Origin of the sequence: Shewanella marisflavi (genome assembly GCF_023283925.1) — a bacterium.
GTDB classification, from domain to species: domain Bacteria; phylum Pseudomonadota; class Gammaproteobacteria; order Enterobacterales; family Shewanellaceae; genus Shewanella; species Shewanella marisflavi.
The window spans coordinates 493,342-511,163 of sequence record NZ_JAKIKX010000002.1 but is presented as its reverse complement, the minus strand read 5'-3'; the positions used below and the strand labels follow the sequence as shown (position 1 = coordinate 511,163).

Here is a 17,822-nt window from a genome sequence, read left to right as displayed (position 1 = left end):
TACAGATACTTGTATTTTGATTTTGCTGGTTTTTGTTTGCGGTTAAACCTGTGTTTTGTATCAATTATTATCATTGTCGTTGTTTTAATGTTAATGCCGTTGACTTGTTTCATGTTTTTTCACAATATCTTTACCGAAGGACGTACTTCTTATTTTAAAAATAAAAAATGATTCGATAATTGGGATTTAATTTCTAAGTTTCATTATTGTGAGGGAAACATATGAACTCTTTGACCTTAACAGCAAAAGCGGTTCGCGTAGGCTTATTAGCCGCCGCGACATCGAGCATTGCTTTTACCGGCGTTACTATTGCTGAAGAGCAAAGCGATAAAGTTGAACGCATCGAAGTAACTGGCTCACGTATTAAAAGAACCGACATGGAAGGTTCTTCTCCAGTTACAACAATTAGCGCGGCAGATATTGAGAAAACTGGCGAAATGTCAGTTGCTGACGTATTGCGTCGTAGTAACCTAAACACTTTTGGTTCTTTCTCTGAGTCATCAGGAAGTACTTGGCAGAGTCAGGCTAATATCTCACTTCGTGGTGCTGGTGCCGACCGTACCCTAGTGTTGCTAAACGGTAAGCGTATGCCTGGTTCACCTACCATGGGTGGTACCGCAGTAAACCTGAATACTATTCCTACTGCAGCAATTGAGCGTATCGAAGTACTTACAGATGGTGCTTCTGCCGTTTACGGTTCAGACGCTGTTGCTGGTGTGGTAAACATCATCTTGAAAAAAGGTTTTGAAGGATTAGAAGTTTCTGCCACAGGCACGAATCCTTCACAGCCGGGTGGTGATGAATGGAAAGCTCATGTTGTTGGTGGTACCACGAGCGACAAAGGTAGTTTGACATTCTCATTTGAACACCAAAATCGTGAGATTATTTATCAACGTGATCGTTGGTTCTCAAGCTCTACTAACGTGTTAGCCGATAAGTATTCGGACACCACAGGTGTTTCTGCTTATGCACGTAACTTCCTGGATATGACCACATTCCAGTTTAAGCCTATGGCTGCTTGTGATAACGAAAAGATGGTTGGTGGCGGTCATGTTTATGACTATGGTGATGGTGACTTTATCTGTGGTTATGACTATACGTCTGAAGCTGCTGACCACGCTGCTCGTAAATATACAGCCGGTTATGTTACTGCTGACTATGAGATCTCTGATGAAATTCGCTTCGAAGGTCAAGGTCTCTTCAGCCGTAACGAAACCTTTGGTCGTTACGCGCCAGCTGCAGGTTGGTTCAACGTTGATGCGGGTCAGCTAGACGTTCAGAACTATGATGCAGATGGTAACTATATCGATACCACTAAGAATGAAAACGCGGGCCGTGTCTACTACCGTTTCACCGATGTGGGTACTCGTGACTCTACCACAATCGATTACAGCACTGATATTCAAGTCGGCCTAGTGGGTGAGCACGACCAATTTGGTTGGGATTTCACTTATCACTATAACCTAGCTGAAAACAGCAACTATGGTACTGGCTATGTTCACCGTCCAACGGTAGAAGCCTTAGTGAAGAGCGGTGAGTTTAACTTCGGTCCTGAAGGTAACAGCGCTGATGTTGTAGCCTCTATTTCGCACGACACGCTAGCTCAAGATATCATGGAGTTCCATAGCGTTAACGCTGGTGTTAACTTCGAAGCCTTAGAGTTATCAGGTGGACTGATTGGTTGGTACTTTGGTACTGAATTTATGCAGTACAAGTACAACTCAAAGGTTGATGCTGAGTCTGCTGCTGGTGAAGTGATTGGTTCTTCAGGTAATGGTTCAGGCGGCGAGCGTGATGTGTTCGCGGTATTTGGTGAGTCTATTTTGCCTGTTACCGATGATTTAGAACTGAATCTTGCTTTCCGTTACGATGACTATTCTGACTTTGGTACAGCGACAACGCCTAAAGTTGCGTTACGTTACCAAGCGTTAGATAACCTAGTTGTTCGTGCTTCTTGGGGCCAGGGTTTCAGAGCACCTGCACTATCGGATCTGTACGCGGCAGACTCATTCAGTGCTGATTACGCCACAGATTACCGTTACTGTGAACTGCAAGGCACTGCGCCATCAGATTGTCGTTCGACCCAGTATGACGTGACTCGTACTGCAAACGATGATCTTGGTGCTGAGACTTCAGATTTCTACAACGTAGGTCTTATCTGGAATATCACAGACAGCTTAAGTACTAAAGTTGAGTATTACAGCTTGTCAATTGACGATGTCATCACCTTCGTATCCTTGGATTCATTGCTAAGAGAAGAAGCCAAAGTGGGTTACGGCAATCTGTCTCGAGGTGAAATCATCCGTGCAGGTGATAGCCCAGACGGTAAGATCCTTGAGGCAACGACACCACTTGTGAATGGTAACGGTTTCGATACTTCAGGTATTGATTTCAACTTGACCTTAGCGCCAATGGAAACTGCAGTCGGTGATTTTGGTACAAGCTTCGACCTTACTTATGTACTGGCTTATGAAGATGAAGAGTACTTTGACGGTCCTGTGAACAACATGGTGGGTCGCAACGGCTTACCTGACTATCGTTTCACTTGGGTGATCGATTGGAGCTATGGCGATCATGGTGTATCACTGCTGACTCAACATATTGCTGGTCAAGCTGAAACCACAGATCCTACTACGTTCGAAGAGATTGGTAGCCTACCTTCTCAAACGACCTTTGACCTGAGCTATAACTATTCTGCGCCGTGGAATGGTAAGTTCGCGGTAGGTGTTCGTAACTTAACTGACGAAGATCCAGTACTGGATTCTAACTTAGCTTATGATTCTGCGCTGTATAACCTCTACGGTCGTACTTACACAGCATCTTACACTCAGAAGTTCTAATCGTTAATCATCTCTCCCTGTGACTTAACGACAAAAGCCTCCTGAATCAGGAGGCTTTTTTTATGTCTATGAAGTTAAAAAAAACCGAAGTTTGCGGCTGCTGATGAGTTAAGTGACTAGTGGGTCAGTCTTAGCTCGTGCCTGTGCTCGTGGGCGTAATCGGCGGCGCACTGGGTACAGCGCTGCTCGAGTGGATTCGCGTTGAGTCTATCGCTTTCGATATCTGCCTCACAGTCGGCGCATAGACCGTACAGGCCAAGATCCAGCTGGCACAAGGCCGCATCGAGTTGGGTAAGTTTGATAAATAACGGTTCATCGGCCAATTTGGACGCCGTCATCTCATCGATTAGCGCGGTCAGCGAAAGATGCTGGGTGTCGACTGTTATTTGATGTAATGCCAGCAGTGCACCTAACTCTTTCCTGAGACTCGCTTCAAGCATCGACAGTTCATGTCTGATATGGGATCTGCTCACAAATCATTGCCTAGTTGATATTCTTAGTAATCAGTCTAAACCGCTTGGGCGTCTTGGCTATGACTGAGATCAAAAGTCAGTGATATTTATGCTGATTCCGATCCGGCACTTAAATGATCAGACCAGTCTCTATGCAATTTATGACAGCAATTGGCTCAGCGTTATGCTAGGTGACTAAGCCTGCTTGAGTAACGACAGTATACTGGCGGTGTCTTTAAGCACCCTAAGTTCACGAAATAGGGTTTCGCCCTCTGGGTAATGGCGGGCAATAAACCTAAGCCATTGCTTGATACGAGCGGGATAATATTTCTCTTTCTCGCTGACGATTTCAAAATCCGAGTATTGCAACAGCAGGGTTTTAACCTCTGACCAGGCCATGGGGGTTTGATTGCCTTTTACCACATGGGCCAAGTTGGGCACGGTGAGGGCACCACGTCCCAGCATTACATCATCACAACCACTGGCGCTTTGACAGTTGAGGTAATCTTCCCGTCCCCAGATCTCGCCATTGGCGATGATAGGGAGCTTAGTTGCCGCTTTGATCTGGGCGATATACTCCCAGTGGGCGGGAGGCCGGTAAGCTTCCTCTTTAGTGCGGGCATGCACCGTGAGCTCTGTGGCGCCGGCGGCTTCGATGGCCTGGGCAATCTCTGTGCAGCGGCTCTTATCGGTCCAACCAAGGCGGATCTTGGCAGAAACCGGCTTATCACTGGGTACTGCTTGTCTGACGGCTTGGGTGACACGGTAGATGGTTTCAGGCTCCTTCAGCAGGGCGGCGCCGCCTTTACTGCGATTAACCATAGGTGCGGGGCAGCCATAGTTAAGATCGACGCCGCGAGAGCCAAGCTCGACGGCGCGAACTGCATTTTCTGCCATCCAGTTGGGTTCTTGTCCAAGTAGTTGCAATCTGACCGGGGTGCCTGAGGCCGTTTGGCATTGATTTTTCAACTCGGCGCAGAGTCGGTAAAAGACCTTCTCGGGTAGCAATTGATCGACGACCCGTATAAATTCGCTGATCACCATATCATAGCCGCCAACGCTGGTTAGCAGGGCTCGCATAGGGGCGTCGGCAACGCCTTCCATTGGGGCTAGTATGACACGCATGGTTATCGGCTTCTCATCAAAAAGGGGCTAGTGCCCGTGGGTTAGGGCGGTAGGAAAGTCCAGGCCCCAAGTAAAAGGGCGCTTATTCTACGTCATGGCCTGACGAGTTACAAAATTTGTGTATGAGCGCCACTCTATAAGCCCCAGATCACGCGATGATCACTTTCTAGATGCTTGCGCTATCATATATTTTGAGTCATAAATGTGATGCCTGATAAGTTTTTTGAAATAAAAGTTCAAGGTGACGGGTCATATTATCCGAGCCAGCAGCAGATAGGTGTTGGCAAACCATTGCATATAAATAGATCAACAAAGGAAGAGATTATGAAATTTGTTAAGAATACTGCTGTTGCTGTAGCGTTAGGAACGGTTTTCGTTGGCAGCGCCTTTGCAGCGCAGGCTCAGGCTAATCCGTTTGGCTATAGTGAAATGCAAGCTGGTTACCAGATCGTCGACGGTGAAGGTAAATGCGGTGAAGGCAAGTGTGGCGAGAACATGAAGAAGAGCGCTAAAGAGGGTAAATGTGGTGCTCAGAAAAAGGCGATGAAAGAGGGCAAATGTGGCGAAGGTAAGTGTGGTGAAGGCAAATGCGGCGAAGCCATGAAGAAAGGCGCCAAAGAAGGTAAATGTGGTGAAGGTAAATGTGGCGCGCAGATGAAAGCCCAAAAAGAGGGTAAGTGTGGCGAAGAGATGAAAGCCAAAGAAGGTAAGTGTGGTGAGGGCATGAAGAAGGCCAAAGAAGGCAAATGTGGTGGTAACAAGTAATAGGTCTTGAGGCTATTATCACCAAATCAGATTAGGCCAGTGCAGACTGGCCTAATTAGTTTATCCCCCCGGGAAACGAGCGAATTTAATCACTAGAGGTGAAGTGATGATGACACAAGCTAAGGTAGGTCTTGGCCTGCGCCGCGAGATGCTAAATGAGTTTTGCCACAAGGTACCGAGTGAGATTGATTTTTTTGAGGTAGCGCCGGAAAACTGGATGACACTTGGGGGAAAGTTTGGCCGCCAGTTTAGGCAGCTAACCGAAAGGCACAATTTTTTCTGTCACGGGCTCTCTTTATCTATTGGCGGTCCTGAGCCGCTGGATATCAGTTTCGTCAAGCAAGTGAAGGCGTTTCTCGATCTTCACGGTATTGATATCTATTCGGAGCATTTAAGTTACTGTTCGGGTAAGGGTCACCTTTACGACTTGATGCCAATTCCTTTTACCTATGAGGCCGCCCTTCATGTGGCCAGGCGAGTTAAACAGGTCGAGGCGATCCTGGAGCGTCCCCTTATTCTTGAAAATGTCTCCTTTTATGCGGCGCCAGGCAGCGAGATGAGCGAGTGTGAGTTTGTTAATGCCGTGCTCGAAGAGGCCGACTGTAAGTTGCTGCTGGATGTGAATAACATCTATGTGAATTCGATTAACCATCGCTATGATGCCGAAGCTTTCTTAAAAGCCATGCCCACAGAGCGTATCGCTTATCTGCATATCGCTGGTCATTTCGATGAGGCAGAAGATCTGAAAGTGGATACCCATGGTAGTGAGGTGATCGATCCTGTGTGGCACCTATTGCAGCTCTGCTATCAAACCCATGGTGTGTTTCCGACTTTGCTTGAGCGAGATTTTAATATTCCTCCCACCTCTGAGTTGCTCGAAGAGATCAACAAGATACATGAGTATCAGACCGATATTTTGCAGCCCAGCCATCGGAGTGCCTAGATGAGTTTTACCCGTATACAAGAGTCGTTTATCGACTATATCAAGCAGCCGACCTCATCTTTGCCACCCGGGACAGACGCGAGACGCATGGGGATCTATCGAGAGCTGTTTTTTAATAATATTAAAGGCTTTGTGACCAATGGTTTTCCCGTGCTGAGCTCCTTGTATGATGAGGAGGATTGGCGAGAGCTGGTGCAGCAGTTTTTTGTTCGTCATGATTGCCAGACACCGATTTTTATCGAGATAGCCCAGGAGTTTCTGCTGTTTCTACAAGATGAATATCAGCCGGGTGATCAAGACCCGCCATTTATGCTGGAGTTGGCCCATTATGAATGGCTGGAGCTGGTGGTCGCGACGGCGCCCGATGATTTAACCCGTCAAAGTCTCAGCGCTGAACAGCTGTCAATCTCGCCTCTGGGACTAAGCCTTTCTGCCAGAGTGGCTCAATATCATTTCGAGGTGCAGCGCATTAGCGCTGAGTATCAACCCACAGCGCCAAGCGAGCAGCCTAACTTTTTTTGCCTTTATCGTGATAAACAAGATGAGGTGAGTTTTCTGCAGCTTAATCCGTTGACGGCTCAGGTACTTGCCTATATCGATCAACAGGATGGGATAAAGTTTGATGCCTTGTGTGACTGGTTGTCACAGCTTTATGCTCAAATGCCAAAGGCACAGATCATCGAAGGTTGCAGGCAACTGCTTGTCGATATGGCGCAGCGGGGCATAGTGGTTGCTGCTAGGTAAATTTTGTGCAATTAGGGCTTTCTATCATACAGGCTTGTCACTATAATGGCCGCGAAAATTGATCTAGATCAATAAAAGTTGTCAATCATGAGTGAGGAAAGTATGAGTCAGCCGTTTAAAGACCCGTTTAATTTTGTTTATTTTCTTGGTTTCTTGCTGGTACTGATGTTGCCTACGCTGCCAGCCACCCTATCATGGTTGAAGCACCTGAACCTGCTATAGCCTAAAACGCTAACTCAGGTATACTAACCACTCATTTTTGAGTGGTTTTTTTATGCGAGGAATTAATGGTTATCAAACGGGGCTTTTACTTAATCGTCGGTCTTAGCAGCCTGTTACTCGGTCTGCTGGGTATCGCCGTTCCCCTATTACCAACGGTTCCCTTTATCTTGTTGGCGGCCTTTTGTTTTGCCCGTTCCAGCGAACGTCTACATAATTGGTTGATGACCCATCCCTGGTTTGCCGATGCGCTGCAAAACTGGCATACAGAGCGCGCCATTCGCCGAGGGTTAAAACGTAAGGCCTATATCGCCACCTGTTTGAGTTTTAGTCTGAGTATATTTCTGGTGCCACTGCTATGGGTAAAGGTGATGCTGCTGGCGATGTTGAGTGGCCTGTTACTTTACCTTCGTCAAATCCCTGAATTAGATGATTGATCCGGTTCGTGCGTGGTGAGTTTGGTTAAGCTTTGTGACATTCGCTGTTGCAACCCATACCAAAGGAGCTTAAGCTTTAGCCGAAAATTCTAGTCAAAACTGGCCTTATGGCCAGTTTGTCCTTTTATAAGGGCTTAATCGAAAAAGATGGTAGTAATGAATACAGACAAGTTAGCCTTGATCAAGCAGAGCATTAAGACAATTCCAGATTATCCGAAGCCAGGGATCATGTTTCGCGATGTGACCAGTTTAATGGAAAACCCTGAAGCCTATCAGGCGACGATTGCCCTGTTTGTTGAGCGATACAAGGATCTTGGCTTTACTAAGGTGGTGGGTACCGAAGCTCGAGGCTTCCTCTTTGGTGCGCCTTTGGCGTTAGAGCTTGGGGTTGGATTTGTGCCGGTACGTAAGCCGGGCAAGTTACCGCGCGAGACTATCTCTGAAAGCTATGAGCTTGAATATGGTCATGACATGCTCGAGATCCATATCGACGCGATTAAGCCGGGTGATAAGGTGCTGGTGGTCGATGATCTGCTGGCAACGGGTGGTACCATTGAGGCGACCGTTAAACTGATCCGTCAGTTAGGTGGCGAGGTAAACCATGCAGCGTTTGTGATCTCTTTGCCAGAGCTTGGCGGTGAGCAGCGCTTAGCCGAGATGGATCTTGCCCTAATGACATTGTGCGAGTTTGAAGGCGAGTAACGCGCTTATCTTACCTTTGCCTAATAATGCCGTGGCTTAGCCGTGGCATTTTACTATCTGGGCCACGCCTATGAGCCGCGCACAAACCAATTTTTGCCTTGGTATTAAATGCCTGTGAAGATGGTAAACGATGACAAGGTTAGCCGATTTTTTAACGAAAATGACGGGTGAAAAGCCAGGATAGGTTAAAGATGCTGCAAGCTAGCATCACAAAGATAAATTTAGTCCCGCTAAGCGCTTAGCTTGCTAGCGAGATGGTCTGCACCGTGTTATTGTTTGCTGATTAATGAAGCGCGCTTCGTCATTGTTAGATGCCAACCTTGGGGAGTTCCATGTCATATCAGGTGTTAGCCAGAAAGTGGCGCCCTGCAACATTTGAGCAAGTCGTCGGCCAGTCACATGTGCTGCATGCCTTGACCAATGCCTTAACTCAAAACCGTTTACATCATGCCTATCTGTTTACCGGTACCCGAGGGGTAGGTAAAACCAGTTTGGCCAGGTTGTTTGCCAAGGGACTCAATTGTGAGCAAGGGATCACCGCATCCCCCTGTGGTCAATGCGCTAGTTGCGTTGAGATCGCTCAGGGACGTTTTGTGGATCTTATCGAGGTGGACGCGGCGTCGCGCACTAAAGTTGATGATACCCGCGAGTTACTGGACAACGTGCAGTATCGCCCCAGTCGTGGCCGCTTTAAGGTCTATCTGATCGACGAAGTGCATATGCTGTCTCGCAGCAGTTTCAATGCCCTGTTAAAGACGCTCGAAGAGCCGCCAGAGCATGTGAAATTCTTACTGGCGACTACTGATCCCCAGCGTCTGCCTGTAACGGTTCTCTCCCGCTGCCTGCAGTTTAACCTTAAGAGTCTGACGCTAGATGAGATCTGTCTGCAACTTGGTCACATCTTGGGCCAGGAGCAGGTCGCCTATGACGATGGCGCAGTGAAATTGCTCGCCAAGGCGGCAAACGGCAGTATGCGTGATGCCCTGAGTTTGACGGATCAGGCGATAGCCTTTGGCGCAGGCCAGGTGCAGCTAGGGCAGGTGCAAACCATGCTTGGCACCATAGATGAGCATCATGTGATCGTTCTGCTTAAGGCCCTTTGTGATGGCGATGTCGATAATCTGCTTAATGTGACCGCAGAAGTACTGTCTTATGGCGCCGACCCTTTCGAGGTGCTGCGTAGCCTGCTTGAGCTACTACATCAGATCACCTTGACCCAGTTCGCCCCAAGTGCTGCTCAGTTGTCTCAATATGCCGAGCAGATCAAGGCCTTTGCCAAGCAGCTAAGGCCAGAGCAGGTGCAGCTCTACTATCAGTTGCTACTCAGCGGGCGTAAAGATCTGCCCCATGCGCCGGATCCAAAATCGGGTCTTGAGATGGCGCTGCTACGTGCCGTGGCCTTTGTGCCCGAGGCGCCGGTGCAGCGTTGGCAAAATGATGCGGGTAGCGAGATCCTGCTGCCAGAGGTGAGCACTAAGGCCGTTGATAAGCCTAATCAGGCTGCACCTGCAGCGTCTGTGCCAAAACAGGTGGCGGTTAGTGGCATTGACAGTGAAAAAAAAACCGATGCAGAGAGCCTAAGCCCGACTACAGCGTCGCCCGCGACGTCAGCTCCCAACACCACACTTGAACTAACGCCTGAACTTACGCCAGAACAAGCGTCTGAACCAGCACCTGAATCAGATGTGATTCCAGCCCCTGATGTCATGCCAGTTGCTGATGCCGAATCAGCGCATGAGAGTATTGATGATGAAGAGCAGACTCAGGCCTTATTTGCTGAGCAAAATCTGATTTTAAGCCAGGCTCAGAGTCAGGGTATGGCGCTAGAGCGCGAAGCTAAGAGTAAAGCGCAGACTGAGGAACAGGCCGCTATTAAGCCTGAAGTCAGCGATGTCGATCCGGTTTCATCACCGAGCTCCCCGGTTGCAAGCGATGTTAACGCAGGCGCTATGCCCGAAGAGATGGCGGCAAGTTTCGAACCAGACTTCTTTATCGACAGCGATGATGAAGATGCGAGCGACCCTAGCGATTATGAAGCTTACCTTGCCTATCAACAGGGGGAGGTGAATGCGGCTAAGACGCCTGCTGAACATCAAGTGCAAAGCCAAGCTGGCGCACACAACCCAGAAAGCGGCCAAAGCCAAGGCGAGCGTCAGCAGCCTCAAGCAGAAAAGGCGGCGTCTTCTGAGCCAAGTGTGCTTGAAGATGATCTGCTCGATGCGGTCTTAAATGCGCGTCAGCATCTGCTAAGCGACTTAGAAGCAGAAGCGGAGGCAGATTTGGCCAAGGAGAGTGCCTCAAAAAAGCCGCTACTAGGTTCTAAAAGCCAAGCTGGCGCTCAGCCTTATGTGCCGCCAAAACGACCTAGCCAGGCTGATGCATGCGATGAAAATGCAAGCACTGATAATTCAAGCACTGAGAATGCAAGCGATGATAATGCACAGGGTGATGATCACTTGCCTGGTGATGTCGAGGGCCAAGTTGATGCGCAAGCTAGGAATAACGCCCTGGCGCAGAGCGAGGTAAATGCTCAGACCTCTGCTTCAAACGCTGCGGATATGGCACAGGCCCGAGCGCAGGGCAGTGACGCTTCAGTTCAAGATGCGCAGGTGCCAGATGAAGACAGGCCTCCCTGGGAATCGCCTGCCCAGCCAAGTCACACTGCTAATGAGCTGAGTGACTCTCATACTGGCCCTCATAGTGACTCTCATACTGGTCTTCATATTGATAAGAATGCGCCAAGCATAAAGCCGAGTCCTGAACTTAGTGCTGAGGCGCCGACTGTCGTTGAGAATGAAACTGCCGTTGAGAATGAAACCGCCGCTGAGCCGCTCAATACAGCGACGAGTGCCACAGCCTCTTCGTCTTTGAGCGCAACAGCCTCACCGCATTTGAGCGCCACTGTGCAGGGGGAGATCCAAGGGCATGACACGGATCTTAAATGGTATCGTTTGATGTCGGCGCTGGATATCGGTGGCCGGGTCAGGCAATTGGCTGTCAATGCCGTGTGTTTGCAATTTAGTGAACCACTGCCGCTGGTACTTAAACCTAACCAGAAACATCTGGCCGCCCCTGGTGCCATCGCGCAGTTGGAAGAGGCGCTGGCTAAAGCGCTGGGTGACAGTTGTCAGATTGAGTTTAGTGTTGGGGTAGAGGCAAATCGTGAGACGCCGCTTGAGATCCGTCAGCGTTTTCATCAGGAACTGTTGCAACAGGCCCAGCAGGGGTTATTGCAGGATGAAAATATTCAGTGGCTGACTCAGATGATGCAAGCGGAACTCGATCCCGATAGCCTGAGCTACCTGCCAGAGCTTTTGGGTAAAAGGGGCCAGACGATAGCCCTTATCAATAAATCGAACTTTGTGTCGTCAGATGAGTCATAACACTGAGTCGTATGGGCTGACAGGGCTAGCTAAGTCATAAGTTTTGAGATTGGTGATCAGCTTTGATTGCTTATTGGTGCTAATTCAGTAAGATTAGCCAGTTTTTTTAATATTGAAGAGAACTCGATATGTTTGGAAAAGGCGGTATGGGCAACCTGATGAAACAGGCCCAGATGATGCAAGACAAGATGGCCAAGGTGCAAGAAGAGATTGCGCGCATGGAAGTGACTGGTGAAGCCGGTGCTGGTCTTGTTAAAGTCACTATGACAGGCTCTCACAGCGTACGTAAGGTCGATATTGACCCAAGCCTGCTCGAAGATGATAAAGAGATGCTGGAAGATTTGATTGCAGCGGCCTGTAACGATGCGGCGAGACGTGTCGAAGAGAGTCAAAAAGAGAAAATGGCAGAAGTGACTGGCGGCATGCAACTGCCACCAGGCATGAAGATGCCTTTCTAACGATGAAATTCAGTCCCCTGGTTGATGAGTTGATCCAGTCGCTGCGCTGTCTGCCTGGGGTTGGCCCCAAGTCGGCACAGCGCATGGCGTTTCAGCTGTTAGAACGTGATCGTAAGGCGGGGCACAAGCTTGCCCAGTCGCTGTCGAGTGCCATGAGTGATGTGGGACACTGCAGCAGCTGCCGTACTTTCACCGAAGAGGCTCTTTGTCCCATCTGCGCCAGCAGTCGTCGTGGCAATTCAGATCTTATCTGTGTGGTGGAGACGCCTGCGGACGTACTGGCTATCGAAGCCGGTGGCCACTTTTCTGGCCGTTATTTTGTGCTGCTTGGGCATCTGTCGCCACTCGATGGTGTAGGGCCTGATGAGCTGGGGCTGAGTCTGCTTGAAACTCATTTGGCCACAGGTGAGGTAAGTGAGCTTATTTTGGCGACTAACCCAACGGTCGAAGGGGACGCCACGGCGCACTTTATCGCCGATATGGCGAAACAACATGAGATCAAAGTGAGCCGTATTGCTCATGGCGTACCGGTTGGGGGTGAGCTGGAATATGTCGACAGCACCACGCTGGCGCTCTCCTTTAATGGCCGCATTCCGTTATAAGGGTCGTTAAGCTCAGCAATAGAAATCCAGTTCCTTGTGAACTGGATTTTTTTTGAGCAAATAAACCTGATTGTCAATTTTTGGCTTGAAAAGCAAAAATACAGCCCCATCTCTTAAGCCATAAGCGTTTTTGTGAAATAGAGAAGGAAACATCCATGTCACACCAAGAAACCCATGGCTTTCAAACAGAAGTCAAACAACTACTAAATTTGATGATCCACTCTTTATACTCCAATAAAGAGATTTTCTTGCGTGAATTGGTCTCTAACGCCGCCGATGCGGCCGATAAACTTCGCTATGAGGCTCTTACCAAAGATGAGCTTTATGAAGGCGACGGCGAGCTGAGAGTCCGTGTCAGTGCCGACAGTGAAAAAGGCACTGTGACCATTGAAGATAATGGTATCGGTATGACCCGTGATGGCGTGATCGAGCATCTGGGTACCATCGCCAAGTCGGGTACGGCGGAATTTTTCAAGAACCTCTCTGGCGATGAGTCTAAAGACTCACAGCTGATTGGTCAGTTTGGTGTGGGCTTCTACTCGGCCTTCATCGTGGCTGATAAGGTTACCGTACGCACTCGCGCCGCCGGACATGCTGCCGATGAGGCTGTGCAGTGGGAGTCGGCGGGTGAAGGCGAATTCACTGTCGAAAACATTGTTAAAGAGAGCCGCGGCACAGAGATCATCTTGCATCTTCGTGAAGAAGAGAAAGAGTTTGCCAACGATTACCGTCTGCGCTCTATCATCACTAAATACTCAGATCATATCTCGGTACCGGTAGAGATGTGGCAAGAAGGTACACCTGCCCAGGAAGCGACAGAGGAGGGCGGTGAAGCCATTCCTGCTACCGAAGGTCACTGGCAGGCGATGAACAAAGCTACCGCCCTGTGGACTCGCAACAAGAGCGACATTACAGACGAAGAGTATCAGGAGTTTTATAAGCATATCTCCCATGATTTTGCTGATCCTCTGCTGTGGAGTCACAACCGCGTCGAGGGTAAGCAGGAATACACTAGCCTGTTATACATTCCTTCAAAGGCGCCTTGGGATCTGTGGAACCGTGACCGTAAACATGGGTTGAAGTTGTTCGTGCAGCGCGTATTCGTGATGGATGATGCTGAGCAGTTCATGCCGAGTTACCTGCGTTTCGTGCAGGGACTTATCGACTCAAACGATCTGCCACTTAACGTGTCACGTGAGATCTTACAAGATAACAAGATCACTACTGCGCTGCGCACCGCTGTAACTAAGCGTGTACTGGGCATGCTGGAAAAACTGGCCAAGAACGACCCTGAGAAGTATCAAAGCTTCTGGGCAGAGTTTGGTCAGGTATTAAAAGAAGGCCCGGCAGAAGATTTTGCCAACAAGGAGAAGATTGCCGGCCTGCTGCGCTTCGCCTCGACTCACACCAATGAGGCGGCTCATACAGTGTCACTAAGTGACTATGTTGAGCGTATGAAGGAAGGGCAGAGCAAGATCTACTATATCGTAGCCGACAGCCATGAGGCGGCGGTGAACAGCCCTCACCTTGAACTGCTGCGTAAGAAAGGCATCGAAGTGCTCTTAATGTCTGAGCGTATCGACGAGTGGTTAATTAACCACCTCACCGAATTCGATGGCAAGCAGTTGCACTCAGTGACCCGTGGTGACCTTGAACTTGGCGACCTCGAAGATGCTGCCGAGAAAGAGGCACAAGAGAAGTTGGAAAGCGAGTCTGAAGGCTTAGTGAAGCGCGTTAAAGAGGTGCTGGGTGATAAGGTAGCCGAGGTTAAGGTCACCAGTCGTTTGACCGATACACCAGCCTGTGTGGTTGCCGGCGCCGGTGAAATGTCATCTCAGATGATCAAGCTGATGCAGGCCGCAGGGCAAGCCGTGCCAGAAAGTAAGCCAGTATTTGAACTTAACCCTGAGCATCCTCTGGTGAAGCGTTTAGACAGTGAGCAGGATGAAGAGGTGTTTGGTCAGTGGGCCGAGTTGCTTCTACAGCAGGCGCAATTGTCTGAAAAGGGTAGCCTGGCCGATCCGTCAGCCTTCATTAAATTGATGAACAAGATGTTGTTATCGGGTGTAAAATAATCCTAAGCTAGAGTGTGTAAGAGGCAGTTTGACTGCCTCTTATGCTATCTACTTATCTATATTCACCACCAGAGACACTGTTCTCTGAGATAAAGAGTCTCTCAGATAAAGAGTCTCTTTCGGATAAAGAGATGCTCTCACATAGAGAGACACTCGCAAAAAAGAGACATTATGGATTCAGTATTGGATTTAACCAAAGAAAACATTCAGCAAGTGGTCGATGCGTCGATGCAGCAAGTCGTTGTGTTGACTTTCTGGAGTCAGCAGAGTCCTGAAAGTCAGCAACTTGTGCAAATGCTAACTCAAATCGCTGCGCAGGGGCGTTTCGTATTAGCTAAGGTGAATTGCGACCAGGAGATGGAGATTGCTAACTATTTCCAGATCCAGAGCCTACCGACAACCCTGGTATTAAAAGAGGGGAAACCTGTAGATGGATTTGCCGGCATGCAAGAGGCGCCGCAAGTTGAGGCGCTGCTTGACCAGCATCTACCAAAAGCCTGGCAAATCGCTTTAAATCAGGCCAAGGTGCAACTGGCCGAGGGCGATGCTGAAGGAGCCTTACCGCTAATAAAGCAAGCTTATCAGGAGTGCCAGACGGCTGAGGTGTCGCTGGTGTATGCCGATGCATTACTGTCGACCTCTGAAATTAACCAGGCTAAGGTGCTGCTCGATGGTATAGGCCTTGCAGATCAAGACGCTTACTATCAGAGCCTTAAGGCGAAACTCTCTTTGGCGCTGGACGCCGCCGATACTCCAGAGATCAGAAACCTGTTGGAAGACGTTGAGCAAAACCCTGCCGATTATACCAAGCTCTTGTTACTTGCTAAGGCACTGCATGGGGCGAAACGGGACGAGGAGGCGCTCGAGAAGCTCTATCAGGTATTGAAAACCGATCTGCAGGCGGAGCAAGGCGAGATCAAGCAACTTTATATGGAGATCCTTACCGCTTTAGGTCAAGGACATACGCTGGCTAATCAATATCGTCGCAAATTATACACCTTGCTCTATTAAGCAGGGATGTCATTAGGCTGATGGCGCAGTTGTTCATGCTGGCATTTAAATTTGCCGCAGTGGATTGTGTGGTATCAGCCTAAAGTCGAATTAAAACTGGCGCTACAGCCCTTCAAATGGGCGGTCTTTTATGCGAAGATCGCCGCCCAATGATAAAACTAATAATCAAATCTATGCGAAATAAGAGGACTCTCAGATGCGCATTATGCTATTAGGTGCCCCTGGTGCCGGTAAAGGTACTCAAGCCCAATTCATCATGGAAAAATACGGTGTGCCACAAATTTCTACGGGCGATATGCTCCGTGCAGCCGTTAAAGCGGGTACGCCTCTTGGATTAGAAGCAAAGAAAGTGATGGATGCAGGACAGCTGGTTTCTGATGAGCTGATTATTGGCTTGGTCAAAGAGCGCGTCGCACAAGATGATTGTGCTAAAGGTTTCCTACTCGATGGTTTCCCCCGTACTATTCCACAGGCCGATGCGATGGCGGCTAGCGGCATCGAGATCGATCATGTCATTGAAATCGATGTGCCTGACGAAGAGATCGTTAAGCGCATGAGCGGACGTCGTGTACATCCTGGTTCAGGTCGTGTTTATCATATCGTTTACAACCCACCAAAAGTGGAAGGTAAAGATGATGTGACGGGTGAAGATCTGGCTATTCGTCCTGATGACGAAGAGAGCACAGTGCGTAAGCGTCTGGGGATCTACCATGAGCAGACTAAGCCGCTGGTTGAGTATTACGGTAAAGTGGCTGCCCAGGGCAAGCTGACCTACAACAAGTTCGACGGTACTCAAAGTGTTGGTGATGTAAGTGCTGCAATCGTTAAGACGATTGGGTAATTTAAGCGCTTTAAACTTAAGCACTTTATGAACTGCTTCTCATATTTAAAAAAGCCCACCTAGGTGGGCTTTTTTTATGGTAGGCCCGATGCTAGCCTATCGCTATCCTTGCCAGACGAATATGAGCAGAGTCACTCTTGAACAACGTCGACAACTTATCTCCCGCTAAGCTTGGTGTCTTGTTGGTTAACCTCGGCACGCCCGATACACCAACCCCTAAAGATGTTAAGCAGTTCTTAAAACAGTTTCTTAGCGACCCTCGTGTGGTCGATCTGAATCCCTGGATCTGGAAACCGATACTCAATGGCATTATTCTCAATACCCGTCCCAAGGCGGTAGCTAAGCTATATGAGTCTATCTGGTGGCCTGAAGGCTCACCCTTGATGGTGATCAGCGAGCGTCAGCGTAGCGCCTTGAGTGAGCTGCTAAGCGTAAGACACGGGGTTGATATCCCAGTTGAGTTGGGCATGAGTTATGGCAATCCTTCGCTGTCAGCTGGTATTGATAACTTGCTGGCCAAGGGGGTTGAACGCCTTGTGGTATTGCCCCTGTATCCCCAATATTCCTGCTCGACGGTAGCGCCTGTGTTTGATGCGATTGCCAGCGACTACAAGGGTAGACGTAACTATCCAGAAACCCGTTTTAGTAAAGAATACTATCAACATCCCGCTTATATAACGGCGCTGGCCGATTCGGTGCGTCGTCATTGGCAAGCTAACGGGCAGGGTGATTGTCTGTTAATGTCCTTTCATGGGGTTCCGCTGCGCTACGTGACTGAGGGCGATCCCTATCAGGCGCAATGCCAGCAAACCGCCGAACTGCTAGCCGAGGCATTAGGTTTATCTGCATCCCAGTGGCGCCTCTGTTTTCAGTCTAAGTTTGGCAAGGAGGAGTGGTTGACGCCTGCCACCGATACATTGCTGGAAAGCTTGCCTGAGCAAGGTGTGAAGCGGGTTGATATTCTCTGCCCCGCGTTTGCAGTGGATTGTCTCGAAACCCTGGAAGAGATATCGATAGGGGGTAAAGAGAGCTTTATGGAGGCAGGCGGCAAGGCTTATCATTTTATCCCCTGTTTGAACGATGATAAGGCTCATATTCACCTGCTTGCGGAGTTGGTTGCCGAACAGGTGGCTGGTTGGCTTAAATCTTAAGCAGTGATGCGGAATAGAAAGGCATAAATCACTGCCCAATGCTATTTTATATGGTACGATCTGCCGCCGATTTT

15 protein-coding genes are annotated in these 17,822 nt (G+C 49.0%); 13 read left to right on the top strand and 2 right to left on the bottom strand.

The features are described 5' to 3' along the window. Positions 1-221: 221 nt before the first annotated feature. Positions 222-2,840 (top strand): TonB-dependent receptor, encoded by a 2,619-nt coding sequence (locus L2712_RS07065; RefSeq protein ID WP_248977327.1) that lies wholly within the window; start codon positions 222-224, stop codon positions 2,838-2,840. Between the two features lie 116 nt (positions 2,841-2,956). Here the strand turns inward: L2712_RS07065 and L2712_RS07060 are convergent, their stop codons facing one another. Both L2712_RS07060 and dusC read right to left on the bottom strand, forming a co-directional pair. Then, positions 2,957-3,313: a TraR/DksA family transcriptional regulator gene (locus L2712_RS07060; protein WP_033539217.1), complete on the bottom strand. Its 357-nt coding sequence runs from the start codon at positions 3,311-3,313 to the stop codon at positions 2,957-2,959. Positions 3,314-3,487: 174 nt separating this feature from the next. Next, positions 3,488-4,417 carry a tRNA dihydrouridine(16) synthase DusC gene (gene dusC / locus L2712_RS07055; protein ID WP_248977326.1) on the bottom strand — a complete coding sequence of 310 codons (930 nt, stop codon included), beginning with the start codon at positions 4,415-4,417 and terminating at the stop codon, positions 3,488-3,490. Positions 4,418-4,741: 324 nt separating this feature from the next. Between dusC and L2712_RS07050 the strand changes: the two genes are divergently transcribed. From L2712_RS07050 to hemH, 12 genes are all read left to right on the top strand, one after another. Then, a complete protein-coding gene (locus tag L2712_RS07050; RefSeq protein WP_248977325.1) occupies positions 4,742-5,182 on the top strand; it encodes an HvfA family oxazolone/thioamide-modified RiPP metallophore in 441 nt (146 codons plus the stop codon). 106 nt (positions 5,183-5,288) lie between these two features. Further along, a complete protein-coding gene (locus L2712_RS07045; protein ID WP_248977324.1) occupies positions 5,289-6,125 on the top strand; it encodes an HvfB family MNIO-type RiPP peptide maturase in 837 nt (278 codons plus the stop codon). Beyond that, positions 6,126-6,869, top strand: a complete 744-nt coding sequence (locus L2712_RS07040; RefSeq protein WP_248977323.1) for an HvfC family RiPP maturation protein — start codon at positions 6,126-6,128, stop codon at positions 6,867-6,869. A gap of 287 nt (positions 6,870-7,156) precedes the next feature. Then, positions 7,157-7,525, top strand: coding sequence for a YbaN family protein (locus L2712_RS07035; RefSeq protein ID WP_033539222.1), 369 nt, complete (start codon positions 7,157-7,159; stop codon positions 7,523-7,525). Positions 7,526-7,672: 147 nt separating this feature from the next. After that, a complete protein-coding gene (gene apt / locus L2712_RS07030) occupies positions 7,673-8,227 on the top strand; it encodes an adenine phosphoribosyltransferase (RefSeq protein WP_033539223.1) in 555 nt (184 codons plus the stop codon). Positions 8,228-8,559: 332 nt separating this feature from the next. Then, complete coding sequence (dnaX, locus tag L2712_RS07025; protein ID WP_248977322.1) at positions 8,560-11,610, top strand: DNA polymerase III subunit gamma/tau; 3,051 nt, start codon at positions 8,560-8,562, stop codon at positions 11,608-11,610. 128 nt (positions 11,611-11,738) lie between these two features. Continuing rightward, complete coding sequence (locus tag L2712_RS07020) at positions 11,739-12,068, top strand: YbaB/EbfC family nucleoid-associated protein (RefSeq protein WP_033539225.1); 330 nt, start codon at positions 11,739-11,741, stop codon at positions 12,066-12,068. 2 nt (positions 12,069-12,070) lie between these two features. Next, the gene (gene recR / locus L2712_RS07015; RefSeq protein WP_248977321.1) at positions 12,071-12,670 is read left to right on the top strand and encodes a recombination mediator RecR; all 600 of its coding nucleotides are present in this window, start codon (positions 12,071-12,073) and stop codon (positions 12,668-12,670) included. A 155-nt stretch (positions 12,671-12,825) separates the two neighbouring features. Further along, a complete protein-coding gene (gene htpG / locus L2712_RS07010) occupies positions 12,826-14,745 on the top strand; it encodes a molecular chaperone HtpG (RefSeq protein WP_248977320.1) in 1,920 nt (639 codons plus the stop codon). Between the two features lie 171 nt (positions 14,746-14,916). Next, positions 14,917-15,756 carry a co-chaperone YbbN gene (locus L2712_RS07005; RefSeq protein ID WP_248977319.1) on the top strand — a complete coding sequence of 280 codons (840 nt, stop codon included), beginning with the start codon at positions 14,917-14,919 and terminating at the stop codon, positions 15,754-15,756. 196 nt (positions 15,757-15,952) lie between these two features. Then, positions 15,953-16,597, top strand: a complete 645-nt coding sequence (gene adk / locus L2712_RS07000) for an adenylate kinase (protein WP_033539229.1) — start codon at positions 15,953-15,955, stop codon at positions 16,595-16,597. 137 nt (positions 16,598-16,734) lie between these two features. After that, positions 16,735-17,748: a ferrochelatase gene (gene hemH, locus L2712_RS06995; RefSeq protein WP_248977318.1), complete on the top strand. Its 1,014-nt coding sequence runs from the start codon at positions 16,735-16,737 to the stop codon at positions 17,746-17,748. Positions 17,749-17,822 lie beyond the last annotated feature (74 nt).